This is a genomic window from Flavobacterium sp. M31R6, assembly GCF_013284035.1.
Taxonomy (GTDB): Bacteria; Bacteroidota; Bacteroidia; order Flavobacteriales; family Flavobacteriaceae; genus Flavobacterium.
Window position 1 is genome coordinate 3,595,283 of the sequence record NZ_CP054141.1, and the last position, 19,654, is coordinate 3,614,936.

A 19,654-nucleotide genomic window follows, 5' to 3' on the forward strand; every position below is an offset into this window, starting at 1 on the left:
TATAATGCAAAACACATAGTAACAAAATGAGACATTGGGACATTCTTTTATCCAATCAAGTTGACAAAAAAACCTTTATAAATACTTTACTTTCAGGAGATATTCAGGGGGAATTATCGGTTTTCAATTCGTTAAACGGAATCCTGTATTCTGACATTTCCATTCAAAAATTAATCGAAGAAGAATACCAATATGATTCGATTGAAGCTACCACCGAATCCAAACGAAACCTTCGCACCTTTTCATCAGGGGAACGAAAAAAAGAATTTTTAAAATATTGTCTAAAGAAAAATCCTGACTTTATCATTCTGGACAATCCTATGGATCATCTGGATCAAGCTTCCCGAATTGAATTAACATTCGCAATTGAAGCAATTTTGAGCTCTGTTCGAATTATCCAATTGGTCAACCGAACTGTTGATTTACTTCCTTTTATTCCCAATAAAGCACTGATAGCGGATAATTCATTTGAGTTGAAATCCATAAATACAATAGAAAATAATTCATTTGAAAACGACAGCCATAAAATACCGATTCACAAAGAAGTTTTCGATGACCGCGTTCTGGTTAAAATGAATGCCATATCCGTTTCCTATGATGAAAGACCAATTATCGATTCTCTTTCTTGGACTATAAAACAAGGGGATTTTTGGCATCTTACCGGGCCAAACGGTTCTGGAAAAAGCACATTATTATCACTAATTTCTGGTGATAATCCTAAAGGTTACGGACAGGATGTAGAACTTTTTGGAAGAAAAAAAGGAAGTGGCGAAAGTATTTGGAAAATCAAAAAACAAATTGGTTTTTTCAATACGGCAATGACCGACTTATTTAATAAAAGTTATAGTCTGGAAGAAATGATTCTCTCTGGATTTTTTGATTCCATCGGATTATACAGAGAACCCACAACCTTACAGCGAACAATAGCGGCACAATGGCTTGAAGCGATTCAAATGATCCACCTGAAAAACAAAATATTCAACCGCCTTTCCATCGGACAACAGAGAGTTGCCCTTATCGCCCGTGCAGTTATTAAACATCCTCCCCTATTGATTCTGGACGAACCTCTTGAAGGTTTGGATGACCAAAATATAGCATTGGTAACTCAACTTATCAATTTAATAAAGAAAGAAACCAATATAGCCATCCTATTCGTTTCCCACCGAATAGAACCGAATCTTTCCCCAGATTCTATTTTAGAATTAACCCCAAGCGCAACTGGTTCTAAGGGAATTATAAAACATCATTTTGGAACTGAAATAAAATAACGTATTCCATAAAAAAAGCCCCGAATTTCGGGGCTTTACTATTTCATTTTTAATCTTCTTCGGCATGATGTGATTTCGAATATCCTCTCCATTTCTCTATACAATCTTTAAAATCCTGAGGCAATTCTGTGTCAAAACGCATCATTTCACCCGTATTCGGATGAACGAAACCAAGTGTTTTGGCATGCAGCGCCTGACGTGGTAAAGCTTTGAAACAATTTTCGATGAACTGTTTGTATTTCGTAAATGTGGTTCCTTTCAAAATCAAGTGTCCACCATAACGTTCATCATTAAAAAGCGGATGCCCAATATGTTTCAAGTGTGCACGAATCTGATGTGTTCTTCCTGTTTCCAATCGGCATGAAATCAAAGTCACATACCCAAAACGTTCCAGAACTTTATAATGCGTAATGGCAGGTTTCCCTATTTCTGGATCGGCAAAAACAGCCATCTGCATGCGGTCTTTTAAGTGTCGCGCCAAGTTTCCTTCAATAGTTCCCTCCTCTGCTGCAACGTTCCCCCAAACCAAAGCAATATATTCTCTTTCCGATGTTTTGGCTTCAAATTGTTTGGCTAAATGCGTCATTGCAGCTTCAGTTTTGGCAATAACCAATAATCCCGAAGTATCCTTATCAATTCTATGAACCAATCCGGGACGCTCACTGCTGTTCATTGGCAAATTCTCAAAATGAAAAGCCAATGCATTCACCAAAGTTCCAGTATAATTCCCATGACCAGGATGTACTACCAATCCAGGCGGTTTGTTTATTAACAAAAGTGCCTCATCCTCATAAACAATATCCAACGGAATATCCTCTGGATCTACCCTGTTTTCAAACGGCGGATGTGACAACATCACCTGAATCACATCAAGGGGCTTCACTTTATAATTTGACTTTACAGTCAAGTCATTCACAAAAATATTCCCCTCGGTAGCAGCATTCTGAATTTTATTTCGTGTGGCATTTGGAATCATACCCATCAGGTATTTGTCAATCCTCAAAATCGCCTGTCCTTTCGGCACTTCATAACGAAAATGCTCAAATAACTCTTCGTCTAAATCCTCTATTTGCTCAATATTATTGTTCATTTGTTGTTGTTTCTTGTGCTGGTGTAGTAGCTGTACTGTCCACCGCTTCTTCTTGATAACTCTCTTTTCCGTCTCCCAAAACCAAATCAATTTTAGAAGCTTTCAAAACTCTGTCTCCTACTTTTAGGTTTCTTCCTTTATAACGCATTTCCAAAACCATGTCTTTTCCTAAATTAGGCACATACGTAATAGTTCCCGCTTCAAGTCCCAATGCCTTAAGTGTTGGCACTGCTTCACGATAGGTTTTATCAATCAAATCGGGAATTCGAACAGACGAAAACCCAGATGAGTTAATCTTAATATATACTTTTCTACCTACTTTCACCATCGTCCCAGGCATCGGATCTTGCTCCACTACGCTGTATTTTGGGTAATCTCCCCTAAAATCCACACTGTCCAACAGCTCATAATCCAAATCCAATTCATCCAGCTTGTCTTCCACTTGTTCCTCAGTCAATTTTCTCAAATCTGGAACAGCAATTTCATGCCCATGATCCGTTGTAAATGTCAACCAATGCATGAATAAATAACCCAAAACTGCAATAATGGCAAGTGCAATCAACACCTGTCCGAAAAATACGCGACTAGTAAGATATTTTTTTAAGCTCATAAATATTTTTGTTTCCCGCAAAGATAAAGCTATTTCGTTTCAAAAAAAATGATAATTTTGTTTAGAATACGTTTAATCGGCTAATCGATTAAACGTTTAACCGATTAAACGTTTAAAATGAAAAACATTGCCATCATCATGGGCGGCTATTCAAGCGAATACAAGATCTCACTCATCAGCGGAAACGTAGTTTATCAATTCCTGGACAAAACCAAATACAATGCCTTCCGTATTCATATTTTTAAAGAAAAATGGGTATATGTTGATGCCAATGATGCCGAATTTCCAATAGATCGAAATGATTTTTCGATAAACATAAACGGAAGCAAGCAAACTTTCGATTGCGTTTTCAATGCCATTCACGGAACTCCGGGTGAAGACGGATTGATGCAGGCCTATTTCGAATTGCTAAACATTCCACAAACCGCCTGCGATTACTACCAAGCTGCTTTAACCTTCAACAAACGCGATTTATTGTCGGTATTAAAACCATACGGAATCAAAACAGCCACTTCCTATTACCTAAATAAAGGAGACATTATTAACACGGACGAAATTGTACATAAATTAGGTTTGCCTTGTTTTGTAAAACCAAACAAAGCGGGTTCTAGCTTTGGAATTTCAAAAGTAAAAACCGCTGCCGAATTGCCAATCGCCATCGAAGTGGCCTACAAAGAAGACAACGAAATCATCATAGAAAGTTTCCTTGATGGTACCGAAGTTTCAGTTGGAGTCATCAACTACAAAGGAACCATCACCGTTTTGCCTATAACCGAAATTGTTTCCGAAAATGATTTCTTTGATTACGAAGCCAAATACCTTGGTAAATCACAGGAAATTACGCCAGCCAGAATCTCGGATGAAATGACCCAAAAAGTGGGAGAAATAGCCAAACGCGCCTACGAAGTATTAAAAATGAAAGGATTCTCTCGAAGCGAATTCATCATTGTGGACGGCGAACCTCATATGCTCGAAATGAATACCATTCCCGGCCTAACAACCGAAAGTTTGATTCCACAACAAGCCAAGGCTGCCGGCATTTCACTGGAAGACTTGTTTACAAATGCAATTGAGTTGGCACTAAATTAAGTTACTGAGATTCTAAGCTGCTAAGTTTCTAAGACTCATAATGGCTTAGAAACTTAAAAAATACAATATAAAAAAAGTCCTTTCAGTAAATTCCATTAACAACAAAAAATAAATTTTTCGCAGAATGATGGTATTGATTGGAACAAATGAAACTTGCTTATTAAAAGGAACAATTCCTAATACAGAATGCCCTAATTGCAACTTTCATTCGGCAATAGATTATAGCATTTTTACCAGATATACCTCATTAACATTTATCCCATTATTCCCTGTTGGAAATACAATAAATATCGAATGTAATAATTGCTCAAAAGAAATTGATTTTGACGATTTAGATGAGAATACTAAAACAAAACTCATCGATGAAAATAAAAAGACTAATCGAAAAAGACCTATTTGGTTATTTTCCGGTATCATTATATTGATTTGTTACATCGCCTTTTATTTTGTCAACTTATTTCAAACAAATAATGAGGCTGAAACTTTAATAAAAACACCAACTTTTGGCGATGTTTACAATGTGAAATTTTCAAATGGCTATTATTCATCAATGAGAATAGATAAAGTGACTAATGACAGTGTTTACCTTACTCAAAATGATTATGATGTATATTTACAGTCAGAAGTTGAAGAAATAAACAAAACAGAAAATTACACAAACCAGAAAATTAATTATTCAAAAAAGGATTTATTAAAGCTATACCATAAAGATGAAATATTCTCAATTACAAGAAAATAAAAAATCTTAGTAACTTAGAATCTCAGAAACTTAGAAACTAAATAGAAAATGAACAAAACCAGAATTGAAGCCTTTAGCGATGGCGTTTTAGCCATTATCATTACCATAATGGTTTTAGAAATAAAAGCGCCTGAAGAAGATAGTTTTGAATCGTTAAAACACTTGATTCCTGTTTTCTTAAGCTACGTTTTGAGTTTTATTTATGTTGGGATTTATTGGAACAACCATCATCATATGTTTCAAGTGGTTAAAAAAGTGAATGGCTCTATTTTGTGGGGCAATCTTTTTCTACTCTTTTGGCTGTCCTTAATTCCGTTTGCAACAAGCTGGATTGGAGAGCATCATTTTGCAGCAGTGCCTATGAGTATTTATGGCTTTGTCCTACTGATGTGTGCTATCGCCTATAATTTGCTCCAAAATAAAATTATAAGACTCGAAGGTAAAGATTCAATTTTGCACCGTGCAGTTGAAAAGGACTTAAAAGGTAAACTATCGGCATTAGCCTATCTTTTGGCAATTCCCTTGGCTTTTGTCTCACCTTGGATTTCTGGTCTGCTTTATATTGCAGTAGCAATGCTCTGGATTGTTCCAGATTCAAGAATTGAAAAACAACTAAATTAAATTGAAATGAAGAAAGCAATATTCCCAGGATCCTTTGACCCAATCACTTTAGGTCATGAAGATATCATCAACAGAGGTATTTCGCTTTTTGATGAAATCGTAATTGCCATTGGGGTCAATGCCGAAAAAAAATACATGTTTTCACTCGAGGAAAGAAAACGTTTCATCGAAGAAACATTCAAAAATGAACCCAAAGTTACCGTCATCACTTATGAAGGCTTAACCATAGACTTATGCCATAAAATCAAAGCCGACTTCATACTAAGGGGATTACGCAACCCCGCCGATTTCGAATTCGAGAAAGCCATCGCCCACACCAACAGAAGATTGTCCAAAATAGAAACGGTCTTTTTATTGACCGCAGCACGAACTTCCTATATCAGCTCTAGCATCGTGAGAGACGTTATCCGAAATTTTGGTGAATACGAAATGCTGGTTCCAGAAGCCGTAAGGGTTAAATTGCATAAGTAGTATTGGTTAATGTTTTGATTTAGTACAAAGATTTTGAAGAAATGGAATTCTTTGAAAATTATAAACTCTGATACTACCAGAAGACACGAGCAAAACATAAACTTGCAAAACCTAGCATTTAAGCGTAATTTCGCAACCTAAAATAACACACACCTTATAATGAGCTTCGAAAGAGAATTAAATAAACGCAGCGGTTCCAAATGTGAATTATGCGCTGCCACTGAAAATCTAAAAGAATTCCAAATTTTGCCTACCAAAAAAGGTGGATTGGACGAAAGTATCTTTGCCTGCCCTACTTGTATTGACCAAATTGAAAATCCCGGTCACGAAGATTTAAACCACTGGAGATGTTTGAACGACAGTATGTGGAGCGAACATATTCCTGTTCAGGTTTCAGCTTGGAGAATGTTGAGTCGTTTGCGTAAAAATGGTTGGCCACAAGAGCTTTTGGAGCAAATGTATTTGGATGAAGACACTTTGGAATGGGCACAAGCCACAGGTGAAGGAGAAGATGACGAAAACAAAATCGTACACCGCGATGTAAATGGCGTGATTTTAACACATGGAGATTCGGTTGTTTTAATCAAAGATCTAAAAGTAAAAGGATCCAGTATGGTTGCTAAACAAGGAACTTCGGTACGTAACATCCGTTTGGATCATGAAAATGCCGAATACATTGAGGGAAGAGTAGATGGACAACAAATTGTGATTATTACACAATACGTTAAGAAAATATAATTTCGGTTTCCATAAAAATAAAAAACGTCCCAAAATTTATTTGGGACGTTTTTGCTTTATAATGTTATTTCAATTTAGCTTTTTTGGAACAATTTTTCAACTTGCTCTTTTGATAATGGTTCAGAAATATGAGTAGCACTAGCCTCTTTGTTTGAAACCATAAACTGTACAGTCGTTTTATCAGAGCTTACAATATAATGCAACCAAACAAAATTATTAGGTAATTCCAATTTTACATCATTCAAAGGACTTGCAGTAAAACCTTTTGAAATGATACCATAAAGACTTTGGTAAGCATTATCTACATTTTTAAATGTAAAAGCCTTTAAAGCTGACTCTTCATCTTCACTTTGAACAGTTGTATAAAAAAAGGTAAACTCATCTCCAATTTTTTGAACATAAAAACTATTATTTACTCTACCCAATTTTTCAACTGGCACAGTTTCAACAACTTTAATTTGGCTAAAACCAACAGAACTAATAAACAAAACAGCAATCGCAATAATTTTTTTCATAATTTATTTGGGGTTTAATGATATACTTTAGTAGGTAAGTATTTGTTAGCAAACATAATAATAAAAAGAAACAACTCCTTTCTATTATTATGTTTTTATCAACACTAATTTATTTTTTTTGTTTGTAAATTAAAACTGCAACTCATAAGAATTTAGATTCCAGATTTTAGATTGCAGATTGCATAGAAAATAATGATACCAGAAAATTCTAAATTCTGCACTCTGAAATCTGTAATCTACTCCTCTTCTTTCTTAATAACTTTTCTTGCTACTTCAATCTTGAATTTCTTCCCTTTCATTTTTTCATCTTTTACATGATGCAGTAAATCTTTGACTTTATTGAATTTCACAGCTGCAAATGAGATAAAATCTTTCACTTCAATTAATCCTAAATCTCCTTTTTCCAGTTTCCCCTTTTGGGAAAAGAAACCTACGATGTCAATTTTATTAAGTTTGTTTTTCTTTCCGCCACTAATGTAAATGGTTTGAAACTCGGGAGGTTTTGGCAGTGAGGTTGCGTTTTCAACATTAAACACTTCCATACCGTAATCCAGATAGTCCATTTTTTTCTCACTCTCATGAGCAATTACATATGCAGTTCCGGAAGCGAGCATACGAGCGGTACGTCCATTTCTATGGGTAAACTCATCTTCTTTCAAAGGCAAATGATAGTGAATTACATGTTTCATTTCGGGGATATCAAGTCCACGAGCCGCCAAATCGGTGGTGATTAAATAACTCATGCTTCCATTCCGGAATTGAATCAATGATCGTTCACGTTCGTCCTGATCCATGCCACCATGATAATAAGTGGCATAAATCCCTTTTTCGTTTAGGGTATCGCTAATACGTTCAGCAGCATCACGATGATTGCAAAAAACAATCGCCTGCTGAGATTTTAAAGAACATATCAAATTAAACAAACTTCCCAGTTTGTCTTTTTCTTTCGAAACAACCATTTTGGTGGCCAAGTTACTTTCTTGTTCCTCTTCAGTTGGGATAAAATCCAAGATTGTTGGGTTTACAACTCGAGTATATTTTGGAATTTCAATATCGGAAGTAGCCGAAACCAATACTCGTTTGTTTAGTTTGCTCAGTTTTCCAATTATAAAGGACATTTGTTCGTGGAAACCTAACTGCAGAGATTTGTCAAACTCATCCAAAATCAAAGTTTGGATTTTGTCCAATCGAAAAGTACCTCTGTCAATATGGTCTGCAATTCGGCCCGGAGTTCCAATTAAAACTGCTGGAGGATTACTTAAATTTTTGATTTCGGTATCAATGGAATGACCACCGTAACAAACGTTTACTTTGTAATCGGTTCCCATTTTTTTCCAAACCTGTTCGATTTGCAATCCTAATTCACGAGATGGAACCAGAATCAAACATTGAACCGATAAAATTTCGGGCTGTAACATTTCGAAAATTGGCAATAAAAATGCCAATGTTTTTCCCGAACCTGTTGGAGAAAGCAATAGAACATTATTGTCATTTAGGATGACATCTTGCGCAACTTCTTGCATTTCATTTAGGCTTTCGATACCTAAATTCAGTAATATATTGTTGGAGTGGTGTTTCTTATTCATTTTGCAAAGGTAATCAAAAATAACATTTTGATTTCTTTGCTAATATTTTTCAAAATTAAACATCGCAAAGACGCGAAGTCGCAAAAAAGAATAAGTCCTAAGCTTTGCTTCTTTGGGTCTTCGCGAGAAAAAACAAAGCTTAAATTAATCACATTGCCCTTTAGCCCCAATAGCAGTGAAAATCCTTTTTATTTTTCCTTTAAAAATAAAAAGATTGAAACGGATAGCGGGACCAATGCCGGCTAAAATGCGCAATCTTTCTGCTCCAAAAATTAATAATGCAATTTTTAAAAAGCTTCGGTAATTCTAAAATAAATTCCCCAATCCCCACGACCCACTGCGGCATCAATTCCAGCATTTATTTTTTGACTGTCCTTTTCAATCACCTGATAACGTATTCCGGCACCAATGCTTGGCAATGGCTTACTCCAGGAAGCTCCAGAATTGTACCAATCTCCCGCAGCAGCACCGGTTTCTGACTTTCTGTAAGCGATTCCTAGTCCAGCAAAACCGACATATCCCCATTTTTTATAAAAATTATTTCGAAACTCAGATTGAACTGTATAGGTTTGATTTCCTCTATATTCCCCTTGTGTATATCCCCTCAAATCTGTTTGACCGATATAATCCTGTGCAGCAAAAGGGACGTCGCCAAAATTGGCTTTCATTGCAAAGCGACTGGCTAAAATTTTGTGCTCACCCAATTTTTTATAATGGTTTACATATAACATCGTTTTAACGAAATCTTCGTCGTTATCGAGCCAAGAGGGTATGCTTGCAATTCTACCGTCTATAAAAATACCTGAACTTGGATTATAGATACTGTTTCGGGTATCAAAACTAAAGGGTATGGCCAGTGAATTGGTATTATTCGGATCAACTAGTTCTGATTTGTCCGGAAGTGTGACAATCACATCTGTACGTATCATTGATCCACCTATTCCCAAATAAAAATTTTCAAAAATCCTTCTCTGTATCGCAAATGCAAATAGGCTTCCCTTTGTAGCATAAGGAGTTTCATAGACACTTGTCTGACTCCCTTCATCTATATCTTCAAAAGTTTGATAGGCCTGGAAATTATAGTTTATGTATCCTACTGCTGCGAGTATTCTCCAGTAATCTTCCTTAAGATAAAGACGTGTCCCAAATATAATGTAGTAAGAGTCATTTGTCGCATAATTCCCCACCGCCATTACTCTGGAAAGAGGCACCTTCTTTGAATTGTCAGCCTTGAAAAAACCCATTGCAATGACCCCGGCTCCAAGCCCCTGGGAACGGTCGTATGTCAAAGTAGGCATAGGCATAAAGGCAAATTTCTTTTCTTTCTTTTTTACGGTATCTGCCTTTTTTACGGTATCCAAATTACTAACCAATATTATCGACCGTATTTCTTTTTTAGAGAGTAGCGATTTTTCATTTTTCGAAAATGAAAAAACATAAAAAGTACTAAATAAAAATGCAAGGAGTAAGAAGCTTCTTTTCATTTGAAATTAAATTTTGGATACAAAAAAATGATAATTGTAAAAATTCAACTATCAAAAATAAGCATAAACAAGTTTAAAAACGATTTTTATTCCCCTATAAATTGATTAATTATCAACGAATTACAAACTACACATCATCAAAATTGGCATTCATGTTAACTATTCTTTTATAGTACAAAAAAAATACAATCGCAATTATCTTAATCCTTCATAAAAACCTTCTTCCAGATTTGAGACAAAAAATAATTATAAATTAATTACATTTGAAACCCACATTCAAAATTAACCTTATGCAATTAATACGCTTTTGTTTCCTACTGATCACAGTTTCTGTTTTTGCCCAAAAAAACAATAAATACAGTACTTTTTTCGAAAAAGGAAATGGAAACCAATCGGCTAATTATCAAGAAACAATTACTTATTATACCCTTTTGGCTCATGATTTTCAAACTATCAAAATGGAAAAAATGGGACTGACGGATAGTGGAGAACCATTATACATGATTACTTTCAATCCTGAAAAAAAATTTAATTTTGATGAAATTCAAAAAAACAAAGCAGTATTGTTTCTAAATAATGGAATTCACGCAGGCGAACCCGATGGTATAGATGCAACGATGCAATTGTTTCGTGATTTAGCTTTAGGCAAAATCAAAACACCTAAGAATACGGTAATAGTTACGATTCCAATTTACAATATCGGCGGTGCTTTGAACAGAAACTCAACTTCAAGAGCCAACCAAGAAGGACCTGAAGAATATGGTTTTCGAGGCAATGCCAGAAACTATGATTTGAATCGCGATATGATCAAGTCGGATACCCGAAATACCAAAAGTTTTGTTGCTATCTACCATAAAATAAATCCAGATGTTTTTATCGATAATCACGTGAGCAATGGTTCTGATTATCAATACAAGCTGACCTATATCATGACGCAGCACAATAAACTAGGAACTATTTTGGGAGATTACATGAACACTGAAATGATGCCCTTTATTGTAAAAGATTTGGAACAAAAAAACATTCCAACAACACCTTATGTCAATGCATTCGAGGAAACACCCGATAATGGTTTTGTGCAATTTTCGGACACGCCAAGATATACAACAGGTTACACTTCACTTTTCAATACTATTGGGTTTGTTGTTGAAACCCATATGCTAAAAAAATATGCTGATCGCGTAAAAGCTACTTATGAATATATGATTTCTACAATCGATTTTATTGATTTGAATTATAAAAAATTAAAAGAATTACGTGCCAAAAATGAAGAACAATATAAACCTAAAAAGTCGTACCCTATTGAATGGAAAATAGACAGCTCCAAGGCAACAACCTATTTGTTTTCAGGGTTTGAGGCTTCTTACAAAAAAAGTGAAGTTACAACAGGCCAACGATTATTTTATGACAGAACCAAACCCTATCAAAAGAACGTTCCTTACATCAAAGAATATAAATCAGTCAAAGACGTTACAATTCCGAAAGCTTACATTATCCCAAAAGGATATTGGAATGTCATAGATTTATTAAAAAGTAATGATTGTAGCTACACACAATTAAAAAAAGATACTATTATTAAAGTAGAAAGTTATAAAATTGCCGATTACAAAACTTCAAGTCAAGCCTATGAAGGACATTATCCGCATAGAAATGCAAAATTAACTACAACTATTGAGAATAAAACCTTTGCCAAAGGAGATTATGTGTTTTCTACTGAACAAAAAGCGGTAAAATATTTACTGGAAACTTTAGAACCCGAAGCGGTTGATTCGTTCTTCAATTGGAACTTTTTTGACAGCATTTTACAACAAAAAGAAGGATATTCAGAATATGTTTTTGAAGATTTAGCTGCTCAACTTTTAAAAGACAACCCTAGTTTAAGAAAGGAATTGGAAACCAAAGTCAATAATGACCCTGCATTTGCAAAAAATAGTGAAGCACAATTGGATTGGGTTTATAAACATTCTAAATTCTATGAAAAAGAACATTTACAATACCCAGTTTACAGATTACTCAACTAATTGGCTCTTATTCATTTGATCAATTTTTCTTCTTCAAATAGAAGCTTAATATTCTCGTATGAATTTTCCAATGCTTTTGGAATTTCACTTGGCTTAAACCAAGCTACTTTTTCAATTCCTTCTTCTAATTGTCCCATTGGAATGCCTTCAAAGGTAGATTGCATTTCAAACCAATGGGTAATTTTTAATTTGTATTTTCCATTTCGTTTAAAAACATGGTAAGTTTTCTGAAGTTTTTTAACAATTTTCAGTTCATTTACACCAGTTTCTTCTTCAACTTCTCGCATGGCGGTTTCTTCAATTAACTCTCCTTTATCGGTACCGCCTTTGGGTAAATCCCACTTTCCATTTCTAAAAATAAATAAAACCTCACCTTTTTTATTATAAACTAATCCACCTCCCGCTTTATTTACAGGAATTTTTGCTTTCAAAGTTTTCATAATCACACTTTCATCAGGGTGATAGAGATAGGCTTTCTTAATTTTATTTTGAAACATTTTCACAATAACCTGCTCGATATCAATACTATCCAGCAAGAAAAGTTGAAAATCAGTCTCCTTGGAGATTTGATTTGTCAAAAAAAGTGGTTTGTCGTTAACAAAAACTTTATACATTTGTATTATGATTTTTAATAAAGATACAGCCGAAAAAACAGCCGAATTGCTTTTGCAAATAAATGCAATTAAATTGAATCCAGGAAATCCTTTTACATGGGCTTCTGGATGGAAATCGCCTATATATTGCGATAATCGTTTAATCCTCTCGTTTCCAGCTATAAGAAATTATGTTAGGGACGAATTTTCTAAAAACATCGAGAAACAATTTGGTAAACCAGACGTTATTGCCGGTGTAGCCACTGGAGCAATTGGAATAGGAATGCTCGTTGCAGAAAGTATGGGACTACCTTTTGTTTATGTTCGACCAGAACCAAAAAAACACGGTCGTCAAAACCAAGTAGAAGGTTTTTTGCAAAAAGGACAAAGCGTAGTAATTATAGAAGATTTAATTAGTACTGGAAACAGTAGTTTGCTTGCCGTTGAAGGCTTACGGGGAGCAGGAGCAGTTATAAAAGGAATGGCAGCTATATTTACTTATGGCTTTGACGTTGCAGACCAGAACTTCAAAAATGCTAAAATTGATTTGTACACTTTAAGCAACTATCAAAATTTATTGAATTTAGCGGTTGCCAAAAAGTATATTACAGAAGAAGAAGAGCAAACTTTGAGAGAATGGAATGGAAGTCCATCAACCTGGAGCGTTTAAAATAGAAACTTTCTGATTTTAAATAAAATTCCTTTAAAACAAAATAACAAACAATACATAAAAATAATGAACTTAGAAAGTCCAAAAGTTACTGTTGAAAAATCAAGTCAAGAATTATTCGATTTATTGAGTGATGTAAAAAACTTCGAAAAATTAATGCCCGATAATATCGCAAAATTTGAAGTTATCGGAGAAGATGCTTTTATTTTTGGATTAAAAGGAATGCCCGAAATCAAATTAAAGATGAAAGAGAAAGTAGCGCCAAACAAAATTGTATTGGGTGCTGCAAGCGACAAACTTCCATTTACTTTAGTCGCTAATATTGATACCATTTCTGAGCAATCAAGCGCTGTAAAACTAGATTTTGAAGGCGAATTCAATGCGATGATGGCCATGATGGTGAAAGGTCCTATTGGAAAATTCATCGAGACCTTGGCAAATAATATGACAAAACTTTAATATCTTTCTATAAAGAATAAAAGCCTTTTAGTTTTTAGCTAAAAGGCTTTTTTATTGGCGATAAGAACAAATCTCGTTTTAATACAGCATTTGCACTTCTTTGAGGTTGTATTCGCAAATACTATCGTCTTCCAAAAGAATCTGAAGTTTACCTATTGAAGAAACCCCTTTTATAATTCCCATAAAATTGTTTTCATTTTCATCTGTAAACGCTGTAGGAACTCCCATTTTAAATAATTCATTGCTATATTCTTCCCATAGATCAGAAGCTATTGCATCGTAATTAGCTATCATTTGCTCCATTTCTGCAACTATACCCAATAGAATTTCTTCTTTATCAAAAAAGGAATTGCATATTAAAGCCAATGATGATGCTCTGGGCAAATTTTCAAATTGCATTTGATTTACATTCAGTCCCAACCCTACAATTGACGTAATTGCTCCAGTTCCTTTTATGCTATTCTCAATCAATATGCCACCTATTTTCTTATTAGCTGACATAATGTCGTTGGGCCATTTTACACTTAATTCAGGAATATTGTACTTTTTTAAGGTTCTAATTACAGCCAACGAAACCACTACGTTCAGGTTAAAAACTGCTTCATTATCAAACAAAAAATCCTTAACCAAAACACTCATTATAAGGTTTTTACCAGACTCAGAATCCCACTTAGCTCCCATCTGCCCTTTCCCTTTCAACTGATTTTCAGCAGTAACTACAGTAAAATTTTGGACCTCCTGTTTGTTCGACAAACCTTTTAGAAACTCATTTGTAGAATCTATGGCATCGAGTTTGATTAGCTTCATGTGTACTTTTTTTTGTAAAACATAATTTAATATTATGTTAAGGTTCAAAATTAATCACAAAAAATGGTAACTTTACAAACTTATATAAAAAATTAAATGGCGAAAAAGACTATAAACAATGATGTTCTGTTGGCGAACATTATAAAAGGAATAGAAGAAGTAAAAGGAAGTGATATCGATATTTTAGATTTAAGAGAAATAGACACCGCAGTTTGTGACTATTTTGTTATTTGCAATGGTAACTCAAACACTCAAGTGAATGCCATTGTGAACTCTATTCAAAAAACAGTTTCTAAAGATTTAAAAGACAAACCTTGGCATGTTGAAGGTTCTGATGTAGCAGAATGGGTTTTGATGGATTATGTACACATCGTAGTACATGTATTCCAAAAACACATCCGTGAATACTACAACATCGAAAGTCTTTGGGGTGATGCCAAAATCACTAAAATCGAAAACAAATATTAAAGAAATAATCTTCTAATGGCTAAAGATAATAATCCAAATTCAAATAAATTTAAAGTAAGTCCTTGGTTAGTTTACACTGCAATACTATTAATTTTTCTAGGAATAAGTTTTGTAACTGGTGGATCTAGCTTTCAAGAGCCTGCTCAATTAACTTCTTCTAAATTTAATTCTTATTTAGAGAAAGGACAAATCGAAAAAGTAATTGTTTACAATAAAAATGAAGCTGAAGTTTATTTAAATGCGAAAGCTTTAAGTGATCCAGAACATAAAAAAGTATCAAAAGACGTACTGGACAGACCTAACAAAGGTCCTCATTATTCGTTTGACATTGGTAATGACCAAATTTTTCAAACCAAATTAGAAAAAGCAGTTGCTGAAGGAAAATTAAAAGATTTTAATTTTCTGCAAAAAAGCAACTGGACTGATCTTTTTGTAAGTCTGTTGCCAATAATCATCATCATTGGTGTTTGGATTTTTATTATGCGAAAAATGTCCGGTGGCCCAGGTGGCGGAGGCGGTCAAATTTTCAATATTGGAAAATCGAAAGCCAAGCTTTTTGATGAAAAAACAGATATTAAAACTACATTCAAAGATGTAGCAGGTTTAGAAGGTGCTAAAGAAGAGATACAAGAAATTGTAGAATTCCTTAAAAACCCTGAGAAATATACCAATCTAGGAGGTAAAATACCGAAAGGAGCTCTGCTTGTAGGACCTCCGGGAACTGGTAAAACATTATTGGCAAAAGCCGTTGCTGGTGAAGCTCAAGTACCTTTCTTCTCTTTATCTGGTTCAGATTTTGTTGAAATGTTTGTAGGTGTAGGTGCTTCAAGAGTACGTGATCTTTTTAAACAGGCCAAAGAAAAATCTCCGGCAATTATTTTTATCGATGAAATCGATGCTGTAGGTAGAGCTAGAGGAAAAAGCAATATGTCAGGTGGTAATGACGAAAGAGAAAACACATTAAACCAATTATTGACTGAAATGGATGGTTTTGGTACCAATTCAAATGTAATTGTTTTGGCTGCAACAAATAGAGCCGATGTTTTGGACAAGGCCTTAATGCGCGCAGGTCGTTTCGACAGACAAATTTTTGTTGACTTACCGGATATTCGTGAGAGAGCCGAAATATTCTTGGTACACCTTGCACCTTTGAAAAAAATTGAAGGATTGGATACCGACTTTTTAGCTAAACAGACCCCAGGTTTTTCTGGAGCTGATATTGCCAATGTTTGTAATGAAGCTGCATTAATTGCCGCAAGAAACAATAAAGAAGCTGTTGACAAACAAGACTTCTTAGATGCAGTTGACCGTATTGTAGGTGGACTTGAAAAGAAAAACAAAATAATTACTCCAGAAGAAAAAAGAGCCATCGCCATTCACGAAGCTGGACACGCCACAGTTAGCTGGATGCTTGAACATGCTGCCCCATTAATTAAAGTAACTATCGTTCCTCGTGGACAAAGTCTTGGTGCTGCTTGGTATCTACCAGAAGAACGTCTAATTGTTCGTACAGACCAGATGCTAGACGAAATGTGCGCTACAATGGGTGGTAGAGCTGCAGAAAAAGTGACTTTCGACAGAATATCAACAGGCGCTTTAAGTGATTTAGAAAAAGTTACAAAACAAGCTCGTGCTATGGTTACCGTTTACGGATTAAATGATAAAATTGGAAATGTTACCTACTACGATTCAAGCGGACAAAGTGAATACAGTTTTTCTAAACCTTATTCTGATGAAACAGCCAAAGTAATTGACAAAGAAATTTCAGATCTTATCGAAAGCCAATACCAAAGAGCAATAAAGATTTTAGAAGATAATAAAGATAAATTAGAGCAGCTAGCTGCAATCTTAATCGAAAAAGAAGTCATTTTCAAAGACGATTTAGAAACTATTTTTGGAAAAAGAACTTTTGACAAAAACTTAGGTGAAGTAGTATCGTAATTACATAAAAAACACAAATATTTAAAATCTTAATTCAAAACCCTGTTTTGAATTAAGATTTTTTTATCTTTGAACGTTTTCAAGTAACACAAAACGATTATTAACAAATTATGAATCTTTTTAAAAAATTATTTGGTTCTAACGACCCCTCTTCAGATGAAGCTAGAAGCGGCCATTCAAACAGACCAAATCCAGATATTAATTCCCCTTTGGATGAGCAGTTTATCTATAATTTCAAAAAAAATGGGGGTAAATTTTTATACTGTGAAAACTTAAATGAAGTAAAAGAACAATTTGAAAATATACTTGAAGAAAACGATTGGTTTGAAAGTGAAGCTTTATGCTATGAACCTAAATTGCACTTTTTGCTAGATGAAAATAAACTCACTTACGGTCAAAACATAAATCCCAAATTTTTATTGTCGAGCTGTGAAAATCTAGTAGCCGAAGAAGGTTCCATTTTGTTTTCCTCAAATCAAATCAAACAAAAAAAACCTAATGATTTACCCACTAACATCATTATTTTAGCCAATACTAGCCAGATAGTAGAAGGAAAAAGTGATGGCCTTAGTGCTATTAGAAAAAAATACTTGACAGAATACCCAACAAATATCACAACAATAAAATATTTTGAAAAAGCAAAAGAGGAAGATTTTACTCAATACGGAAGCTCAGCCAAAAATTTATATTTATTGCTTTTAGAAGATCTTTAAAATGAATGAAACACTAAAAAGGTCAATATCTGGAGCTATTTACATTTTATTATTAATAGCTTCAATACAATACTCTATAGAAACTTTTTTCATTCTATTTGGAGTTTTTTTATTGATAGCGGTAATGGAATTTTGCAATTTAGTTCACTTAAACAAAATTGCCCCTATTGCAATTGCCCTTATATTTTACTTGTTTTTTTATAAAATTGCTGTAGCTGCAAAGGTAGACGGCATTTTTTATATATTACGCTACAGCAAAAATTTTGATTTGGCTGTACTTTTTTTATCACTAGTTGTTTCCTTAAAATGTATCGTATTTCTATTTGATAATAAAAATTTAAAAGTAGATACTTTTTCAAAATTTGCTTACCTAATTGGATATATTGTCTTACCATTTATTATAATTACAAAAATACCTTTTGGAATAAAAGGCTATAATCCAAACATCCTAATCAGTATTTTTATTTTAATATGGACCAATGACACTTTTGCCTATTTAGTTGGTAAAACTTTTGGTAAGCATAAATTATTTGAAAGAATTTCCCCTAAAAAAACCATCGAAGGCTTTTTGGGTGGAATTGGATTTGCATTAATTGCCAGTTATTTTATATCAAAATATTTTTTGATGCTCCCTGAAAAAAACACTTACATTTGGATCATAATTGCCTTAATAGTAGGTATTTTTGGAACAATAGGGGATTTAGTAGAATCCAAATTCAAACGAATTTCAGAAAAAAAAGATAGTGGAAACATAATGCCTGGCCATGGAGGCATCCTAGATCGACTAGATAGTGTTATCTTTGTAGCACCAATAATATTTTTATTTTATCAAATTTTAAGTTATGTTTCATAAAGAAGGAACTCAAAGTATTTTATTTGGCACTATTTTTACTGCCATCGTTTGTTTAGTATCAGATCGTTTTATTCAAACAGAATGGATTAAAATGACCATTGAAATAGCTGCTCTATTGCTATTAATCATCATTTTGCAATTTTTCAGAAATCCAAAACGAACAGTAGAAATAAATGAGAACCATATTATTGCTCCAGTAGATGGAAAAGTTGTTGTTATAGAAGAGGTATTTGAAACTGAATATTTCAAAGACAAAAGAATTCAGGTTTCTATATTTATGTCTCCTATAAATGTTCACGTTACGCGTTATGCTCTAAGTGGTATTGTAAAATTCAGCAAATACCATCCCGGTAAATTTCTTGTAGCTTGGCATCCAAAAGCAAGTGAAGAAAACGAAAGAACCACAGTTGTTGTTGAAAATAAAACATTTGGTGCGATATTGTATCGTCAAATTGCCGGTGCTTTAGCCAGACGTATTGTAAATTATGCCCAAGAAGGAATGCAAGTAGTACAAGGTACCGATGCTGGTTTTATTAAATTTGGTTCAAGAGTAGATATATTTTTACCAATAGGTACTCCAATTAATGTGGTACTTGACCAAAAAGCAATTGGAGGAAAAACTATAATTGCAATTAAACCTTAATGATTGAAAAAGATTTAGATAAACAATTTCTGGAAGCTGTTGAAATTGCTTCTTTTATGACCCAAGCATCTTTACCACAAGATGTCCAGTTACGTCTTTATGCCTTTTACAAGCATGCGACATTTGACAGAACCAAGTTTACCGTTACGGACAATTCCGACTTAAGAAATGCGTTCAAAACCAATGCTTGGATTCAAATCAGTCATCTAACGCAAGACGAAGCCAAACAACAATATATTGAACTAATTCATTCCTTAATAAAGTAATTGTATTAA

22 protein-coding genes are annotated in these 19,654 nt (G+C 34.1%); 15 read left to right on the top strand and 7 right to left on the bottom strand.

Annotated features, from left to right (window positions below; all coding sequences use genetic code 11):
* The first annotated feature begins 26 nt into the window (after positions 1–26).
* Positions 27–1,268: an ATP-binding cassette domain-containing protein gene (locus HQN62_RS14805; protein ID WP_173504964.1), complete on the top strand. Its 1,242-nt coding sequence runs from the start codon at positions 27–29 to the stop codon at positions 1,266–1,268.
* Positions 1,269–1,317: 49 nt separating this feature from the next.
* Here the strand turns inward: HQN62_RS14805 and HQN62_RS14810 are convergent, their stop codons facing one another.
* Together HQN62_RS14810 and HQN62_RS14815 are read right to left on the bottom strand one after the other, a co-directional pair.
* On the bottom strand, positions 1,318–2,358 hold the full coding sequence (locus HQN62_RS14810; protein WP_173504965.1) for an RluA family pseudouridine synthase: 1,041 nt from the start codon (positions 2,356–2,358) through the stop codon (positions 1,318–1,320).
* Positions 2,348–2,968 (bottom strand): PASTA domain-containing protein, encoded by a 621-nt coding sequence (locus tag HQN62_RS14815; protein ID WP_173504966.1) that lies wholly within the window; start codon positions 2,966–2,968, stop codon positions 2,348–2,350. Before HQN62_RS14815 ends, HQN62_RS14810 begins: the two co-directional genes overlap by 11 nt.
* A gap of 117 nt (positions 2,969–3,085) precedes the next feature.
* Here HQN62_RS14815 and HQN62_RS14820 point away from each other — a divergent pair, with 117 nt between their 5' ends.
* The 5 genes from HQN62_RS14820 (at position 3,086) to HQN62_RS14840 (ending at position 6,626) form a co-directional block, all read left to right on the top strand.
* The gene (locus HQN62_RS14820; RefSeq protein ID WP_173504967.1) at positions 3,086–4,057 is read left to right on the top strand and encodes a D-alanine--D-alanine ligase; all 972 of its coding nucleotides are present in this window, start codon (positions 3,086–3,088) and stop codon (positions 4,055–4,057) included.
* Between the two features lie 124 nt (positions 4,058–4,181).
* Positions 4,182–4,796 (top strand): hypothetical protein, encoded by a 615-nt coding sequence (locus HQN62_RS14825; protein WP_116797679.1) that lies wholly within the window; start codon positions 4,182–4,184, stop codon positions 4,794–4,796.
* Between the two features lie 48 nt (positions 4,797–4,844).
* A complete protein-coding gene (locus HQN62_RS14830) occupies positions 4,845–5,417 on the top strand; it encodes a TMEM175 family protein (RefSeq protein ID WP_116797678.1) in 573 nt (190 codons plus the stop codon).
* Positions 5,418–5,423: 6 nt separating this feature from the next.
* Positions 5,424–5,888 carry a pantetheine-phosphate adenylyltransferase gene (gene coaD / locus HQN62_RS14835; RefSeq protein WP_116797677.1) on the top strand — a complete coding sequence of 155 codons (465 nt, stop codon included), beginning with the start codon at positions 5,424–5,426 and terminating at the stop codon, positions 5,886–5,888.
* Between the two features lie 159 nt (positions 5,889–6,047).
* Positions 6,048–6,626, top strand: a complete 579-nt coding sequence (locus HQN62_RS14840; RefSeq protein WP_173504968.1) for a PhnA domain-containing protein — start codon at positions 6,048–6,050, stop codon at positions 6,624–6,626.
* A gap of 74 nt (positions 6,627–6,700) precedes the next feature.
* Here HQN62_RS14840 and HQN62_RS14845 read toward each other — a convergent pair whose 3' ends face one another.
* The 3 genes from HQN62_RS14845 to HQN62_RS14855 form a co-directional block, all read right to left on the bottom strand.
* On the bottom strand, positions 6,701–7,141 hold the full coding sequence (locus HQN62_RS14845) for a hypothetical protein (protein WP_116797675.1): 441 nt from the start codon (positions 7,139–7,141) through the stop codon (positions 6,701–6,703).
* Positions 7,142–7,377: 236 nt separating this feature from the next.
* Positions 7,378–8,727, bottom strand: coding sequence for a DEAD/DEAH box helicase (locus tag HQN62_RS14850; protein ID WP_116797674.1), 1,350 nt, complete (start codon positions 8,725–8,727; stop codon positions 7,378–7,380).
* A gap of 287 nt (positions 8,728–9,014) precedes the next feature.
* Positions 9,015–10,211, bottom strand: a complete 1,197-nt coding sequence (locus HQN62_RS14855) for a BamA/TamA family outer membrane protein (protein WP_173504969.1) — start codon at positions 10,209–10,211, stop codon at positions 9,015–9,017.
* Between the two features lie 290 nt (positions 10,212–10,501).
* Here HQN62_RS14855 and HQN62_RS14860 point away from each other — a divergent pair, with 290 nt between their 5' ends.
* A complete protein-coding gene (locus HQN62_RS14860) occupies positions 10,502–12,232 on the top strand; it encodes a M14 family metallopeptidase (protein WP_173504970.1) in 1,731 nt (576 codons plus the stop codon).
* 11 nt (positions 12,233–12,243) lie between these two features.
* Here the strand turns inward: HQN62_RS14860 and HQN62_RS14865 are convergent, their stop codons facing one another.
* Complete coding sequence (locus tag HQN62_RS14865; RefSeq protein ID WP_173504971.1) at positions 12,244–12,846, bottom strand: NUDIX hydrolase; 603 nt, start codon at positions 12,844–12,846, stop codon at positions 12,244–12,246.
* 7 nt (positions 12,847–12,853) lie between these two features.
* Between HQN62_RS14865 and pyrE the strand changes: the two genes are divergently transcribed.
* Positions 12,854–13,495, top strand: a complete 642-nt coding sequence (pyrE, locus tag HQN62_RS14870; protein WP_116797670.1) for an orotate phosphoribosyltransferase — start codon at positions 12,854–12,856, stop codon at positions 13,493–13,495.
* Between the two features lie 66 nt (positions 13,496–13,561).
* On the top strand, positions 13,562–13,954 hold the full coding sequence (locus HQN62_RS14875) for an SRPBCC family protein (RefSeq protein WP_173504972.1): 393 nt from the start codon (positions 13,562–13,564) through the stop codon (positions 13,952–13,954).
* A gap of 78 nt (positions 13,955–14,032) precedes the next feature.
* Here the strand turns inward: HQN62_RS14875 and HQN62_RS14880 are convergent, their stop codons facing one another.
* On the bottom strand, positions 14,033–14,761 hold the full coding sequence (locus HQN62_RS14880) for a biotin--[acetyl-CoA-carboxylase] ligase (RefSeq protein ID WP_173504973.1): 729 nt from the start codon (positions 14,759–14,761) through the stop codon (positions 14,033–14,035).
* Between the two features lie 96 nt (positions 14,762–14,857).
* Here HQN62_RS14880 and rsfS point away from each other — a divergent pair, with 96 nt between their 5' ends.
* From rsfS to HQN62_RS14910, 6 genes are all read left to right on the top strand, one after another.
* Positions 14,858–15,229, top strand: a complete 372-nt coding sequence (rsfS, locus tag HQN62_RS14885; RefSeq protein ID WP_077374189.1) for a ribosome silencing factor — start codon at positions 14,858–14,860, stop codon at positions 15,227–15,229.
* A 15-nt stretch (positions 15,230–15,244) separates the two neighbouring features.
* Positions 15,245–17,170 (top strand): ATP-dependent zinc metalloprotease FtsH, encoded by a 1,926-nt coding sequence (gene ftsH / locus HQN62_RS14890; protein WP_116797667.1) that lies wholly within the window; start codon positions 15,245–15,247, stop codon positions 17,168–17,170.
* A 110-nt stretch (positions 17,171–17,280) separates the two neighbouring features.
* The gene (locus HQN62_RS14895) at positions 17,281–17,883 is read left to right on the top strand and encodes an LUD domain-containing protein (RefSeq protein ID WP_116797666.1); all 603 of its coding nucleotides are present in this window, start codon (positions 17,281–17,283) and stop codon (positions 17,881–17,883) included.
* 1 nt (position 17,884) lies between these two features.
* Complete coding sequence (locus HQN62_RS14900; RefSeq protein WP_116797665.1) at positions 17,885–18,736, top strand: phosphatidate cytidylyltransferase; 852 nt, start codon at positions 17,885–17,887, stop codon at positions 18,734–18,736.
* The gene (locus HQN62_RS14905) at positions 18,726–19,379 is read left to right on the top strand and encodes a phosphatidylserine decarboxylase family protein (RefSeq protein WP_116797664.1); all 654 of its coding nucleotides are present in this window, start codon (positions 18,726–18,728) and stop codon (positions 19,377–19,379) included. Before HQN62_RS14900 ends, HQN62_RS14905 begins: the two co-directional genes overlap by 11 nt.
* Entirely contained in the window at positions 19,379–19,645 is a 267-nt protein-coding gene (locus tag HQN62_RS14910; RefSeq protein ID WP_111408894.1) for an acyl-CoA-binding protein, read from the top strand. Before HQN62_RS14905 ends, HQN62_RS14910 begins: the two co-directional genes overlap by 1 nt.
* The last annotated feature ends 9 nt before the right edge of the window (positions 19,646–19,654 follow it).

What these genes read in the sequence shown, in the direction of transcription:
- HQN62_RS14805 (WP_173504964.1), top strand. Translation starts at nt 27, where the DNA reads ATGAGACATTGGGACATTCTTTTATCCAATCAAGTTGACAAAAAAACC.
- HQN62_RS14810 (WP_173504965.1), bottom strand. Translation starts at nt 2,358, where the DNA reads ATGAACAATAATATTGAGCAAATAGAGGATTTAGACGAAGAGTTATTT.
- HQN62_RS14815 (WP_173504966.1), bottom strand. Translation starts at nt 2,968, where the DNA reads ATGAGCTTAAAAAAATATCTTACTAGTCGCGTATTTTTCGGACAGGTG.
- HQN62_RS14820 (WP_173504967.1), top strand. Translation starts at nt 3,086, where the DNA reads ATGAAAAACATTGCCATCATCATGGGCGGCTATTCAAGCGAATACAAG.
- HQN62_RS14825 (WP_116797679.1), top strand. Translation starts at nt 4,182, where the DNA reads ATGATGGTATTGATTGGAACAAATGAAACTTGCTTATTAAAAGGAACA.
- HQN62_RS14830 (WP_116797678.1), top strand. Translation starts at nt 4,845, where the DNA reads ATGAACAAAACCAGAATTGAAGCCTTTAGCGATGGCGTTTTAGCCATT.
- coaD (WP_116797677.1), top strand. Translation starts at nt 5,424, where the DNA reads ATGAAGAAAGCAATATTCCCAGGATCCTTTGACCCAATCACTTTAGGT.
- HQN62_RS14840 (WP_173504968.1), top strand. Translation starts at nt 6,048, where the DNA reads ATGAGCTTCGAAAGAGAATTAAATAAACGCAGCGGTTCCAAATGTGAA.
- HQN62_RS14845 (WP_116797675.1), bottom strand. Translation starts at nt 7,141, where the DNA reads ATGAAAAAAATTATTGCGATTGCTGTTTTGTTTATTAGTTCTGTTGGT.
- HQN62_RS14850 (WP_116797674.1), bottom strand. Translation starts at nt 8,727, where the DNA reads ATGAATAAGAAACACCACTCCAACAATATATTACTGAATTTAGGTATC.
- HQN62_RS14855 (WP_173504969.1), bottom strand. Translation starts at nt 10,211, where the DNA reads ATGAAAAGAAGCTTCTTACTCCTTGCATTTTTATTTAGTACTTTTTAT.
- HQN62_RS14860 (WP_173504970.1), top strand. Translation starts at nt 10,502, where the DNA reads ATGCAATTAATACGCTTTTGTTTCCTACTGATCACAGTTTCTGTTTTT.
- HQN62_RS14865 (WP_173504971.1), bottom strand. Translation starts at nt 12,846, where the DNA reads ATGTATAAAGTTTTTGTTAACGACAAACCACTTTTTTTGACAAATCAA.
- pyrE (WP_116797670.1), top strand. Translation starts at nt 12,854, where the DNA reads ATGATTTTTAATAAAGATACAGCCGAAAAAACAGCCGAATTGCTTTTG.
- HQN62_RS14875 (WP_173504972.1), top strand. Translation starts at nt 13,562, where the DNA reads ATGAACTTAGAAAGTCCAAAAGTTACTGTTGAAAAATCAAGTCAAGAA.
- HQN62_RS14880 (WP_173504973.1), bottom strand. Translation starts at nt 14,761, where the DNA reads ATGAAGCTAATCAAACTCGATGCCATAGATTCTACAAATGAGTTTCTA.
- rsfS (WP_077374189.1), top strand. Translation starts at nt 14,858, where the DNA reads ATGGCGAAAAAGACTATAAACAATGATGTTCTGTTGGCGAACATTATA.
- ftsH (WP_116797667.1), top strand. Translation starts at nt 15,245, where the DNA reads ATGGCTAAAGATAATAATCCAAATTCAAATAAATTTAAAGTAAGTCCT.
- HQN62_RS14895 (WP_116797666.1), top strand. Translation starts at nt 17,281, where the DNA reads ATGAATCTTTTTAAAAAATTATTTGGTTCTAACGACCCCTCTTCAGAT.
- HQN62_RS14900 (WP_116797665.1), top strand. Translation starts at nt 17,885, where the DNA reads ATGAATGAAACACTAAAAAGGTCAATATCTGGAGCTATTTACATTTTA.
- HQN62_RS14905 (WP_116797664.1), top strand. Translation starts at nt 18,726, where the DNA reads ATGTTTCATAAAGAAGGAACTCAAAGTATTTTATTTGGCACTATTTTT.
- HQN62_RS14910 (WP_111408894.1), top strand. Translation starts at nt 19,379, where the DNA reads ATGATTGAAAAAGATTTAGATAAACAATTTCTGGAAGCTGTTGAAATT.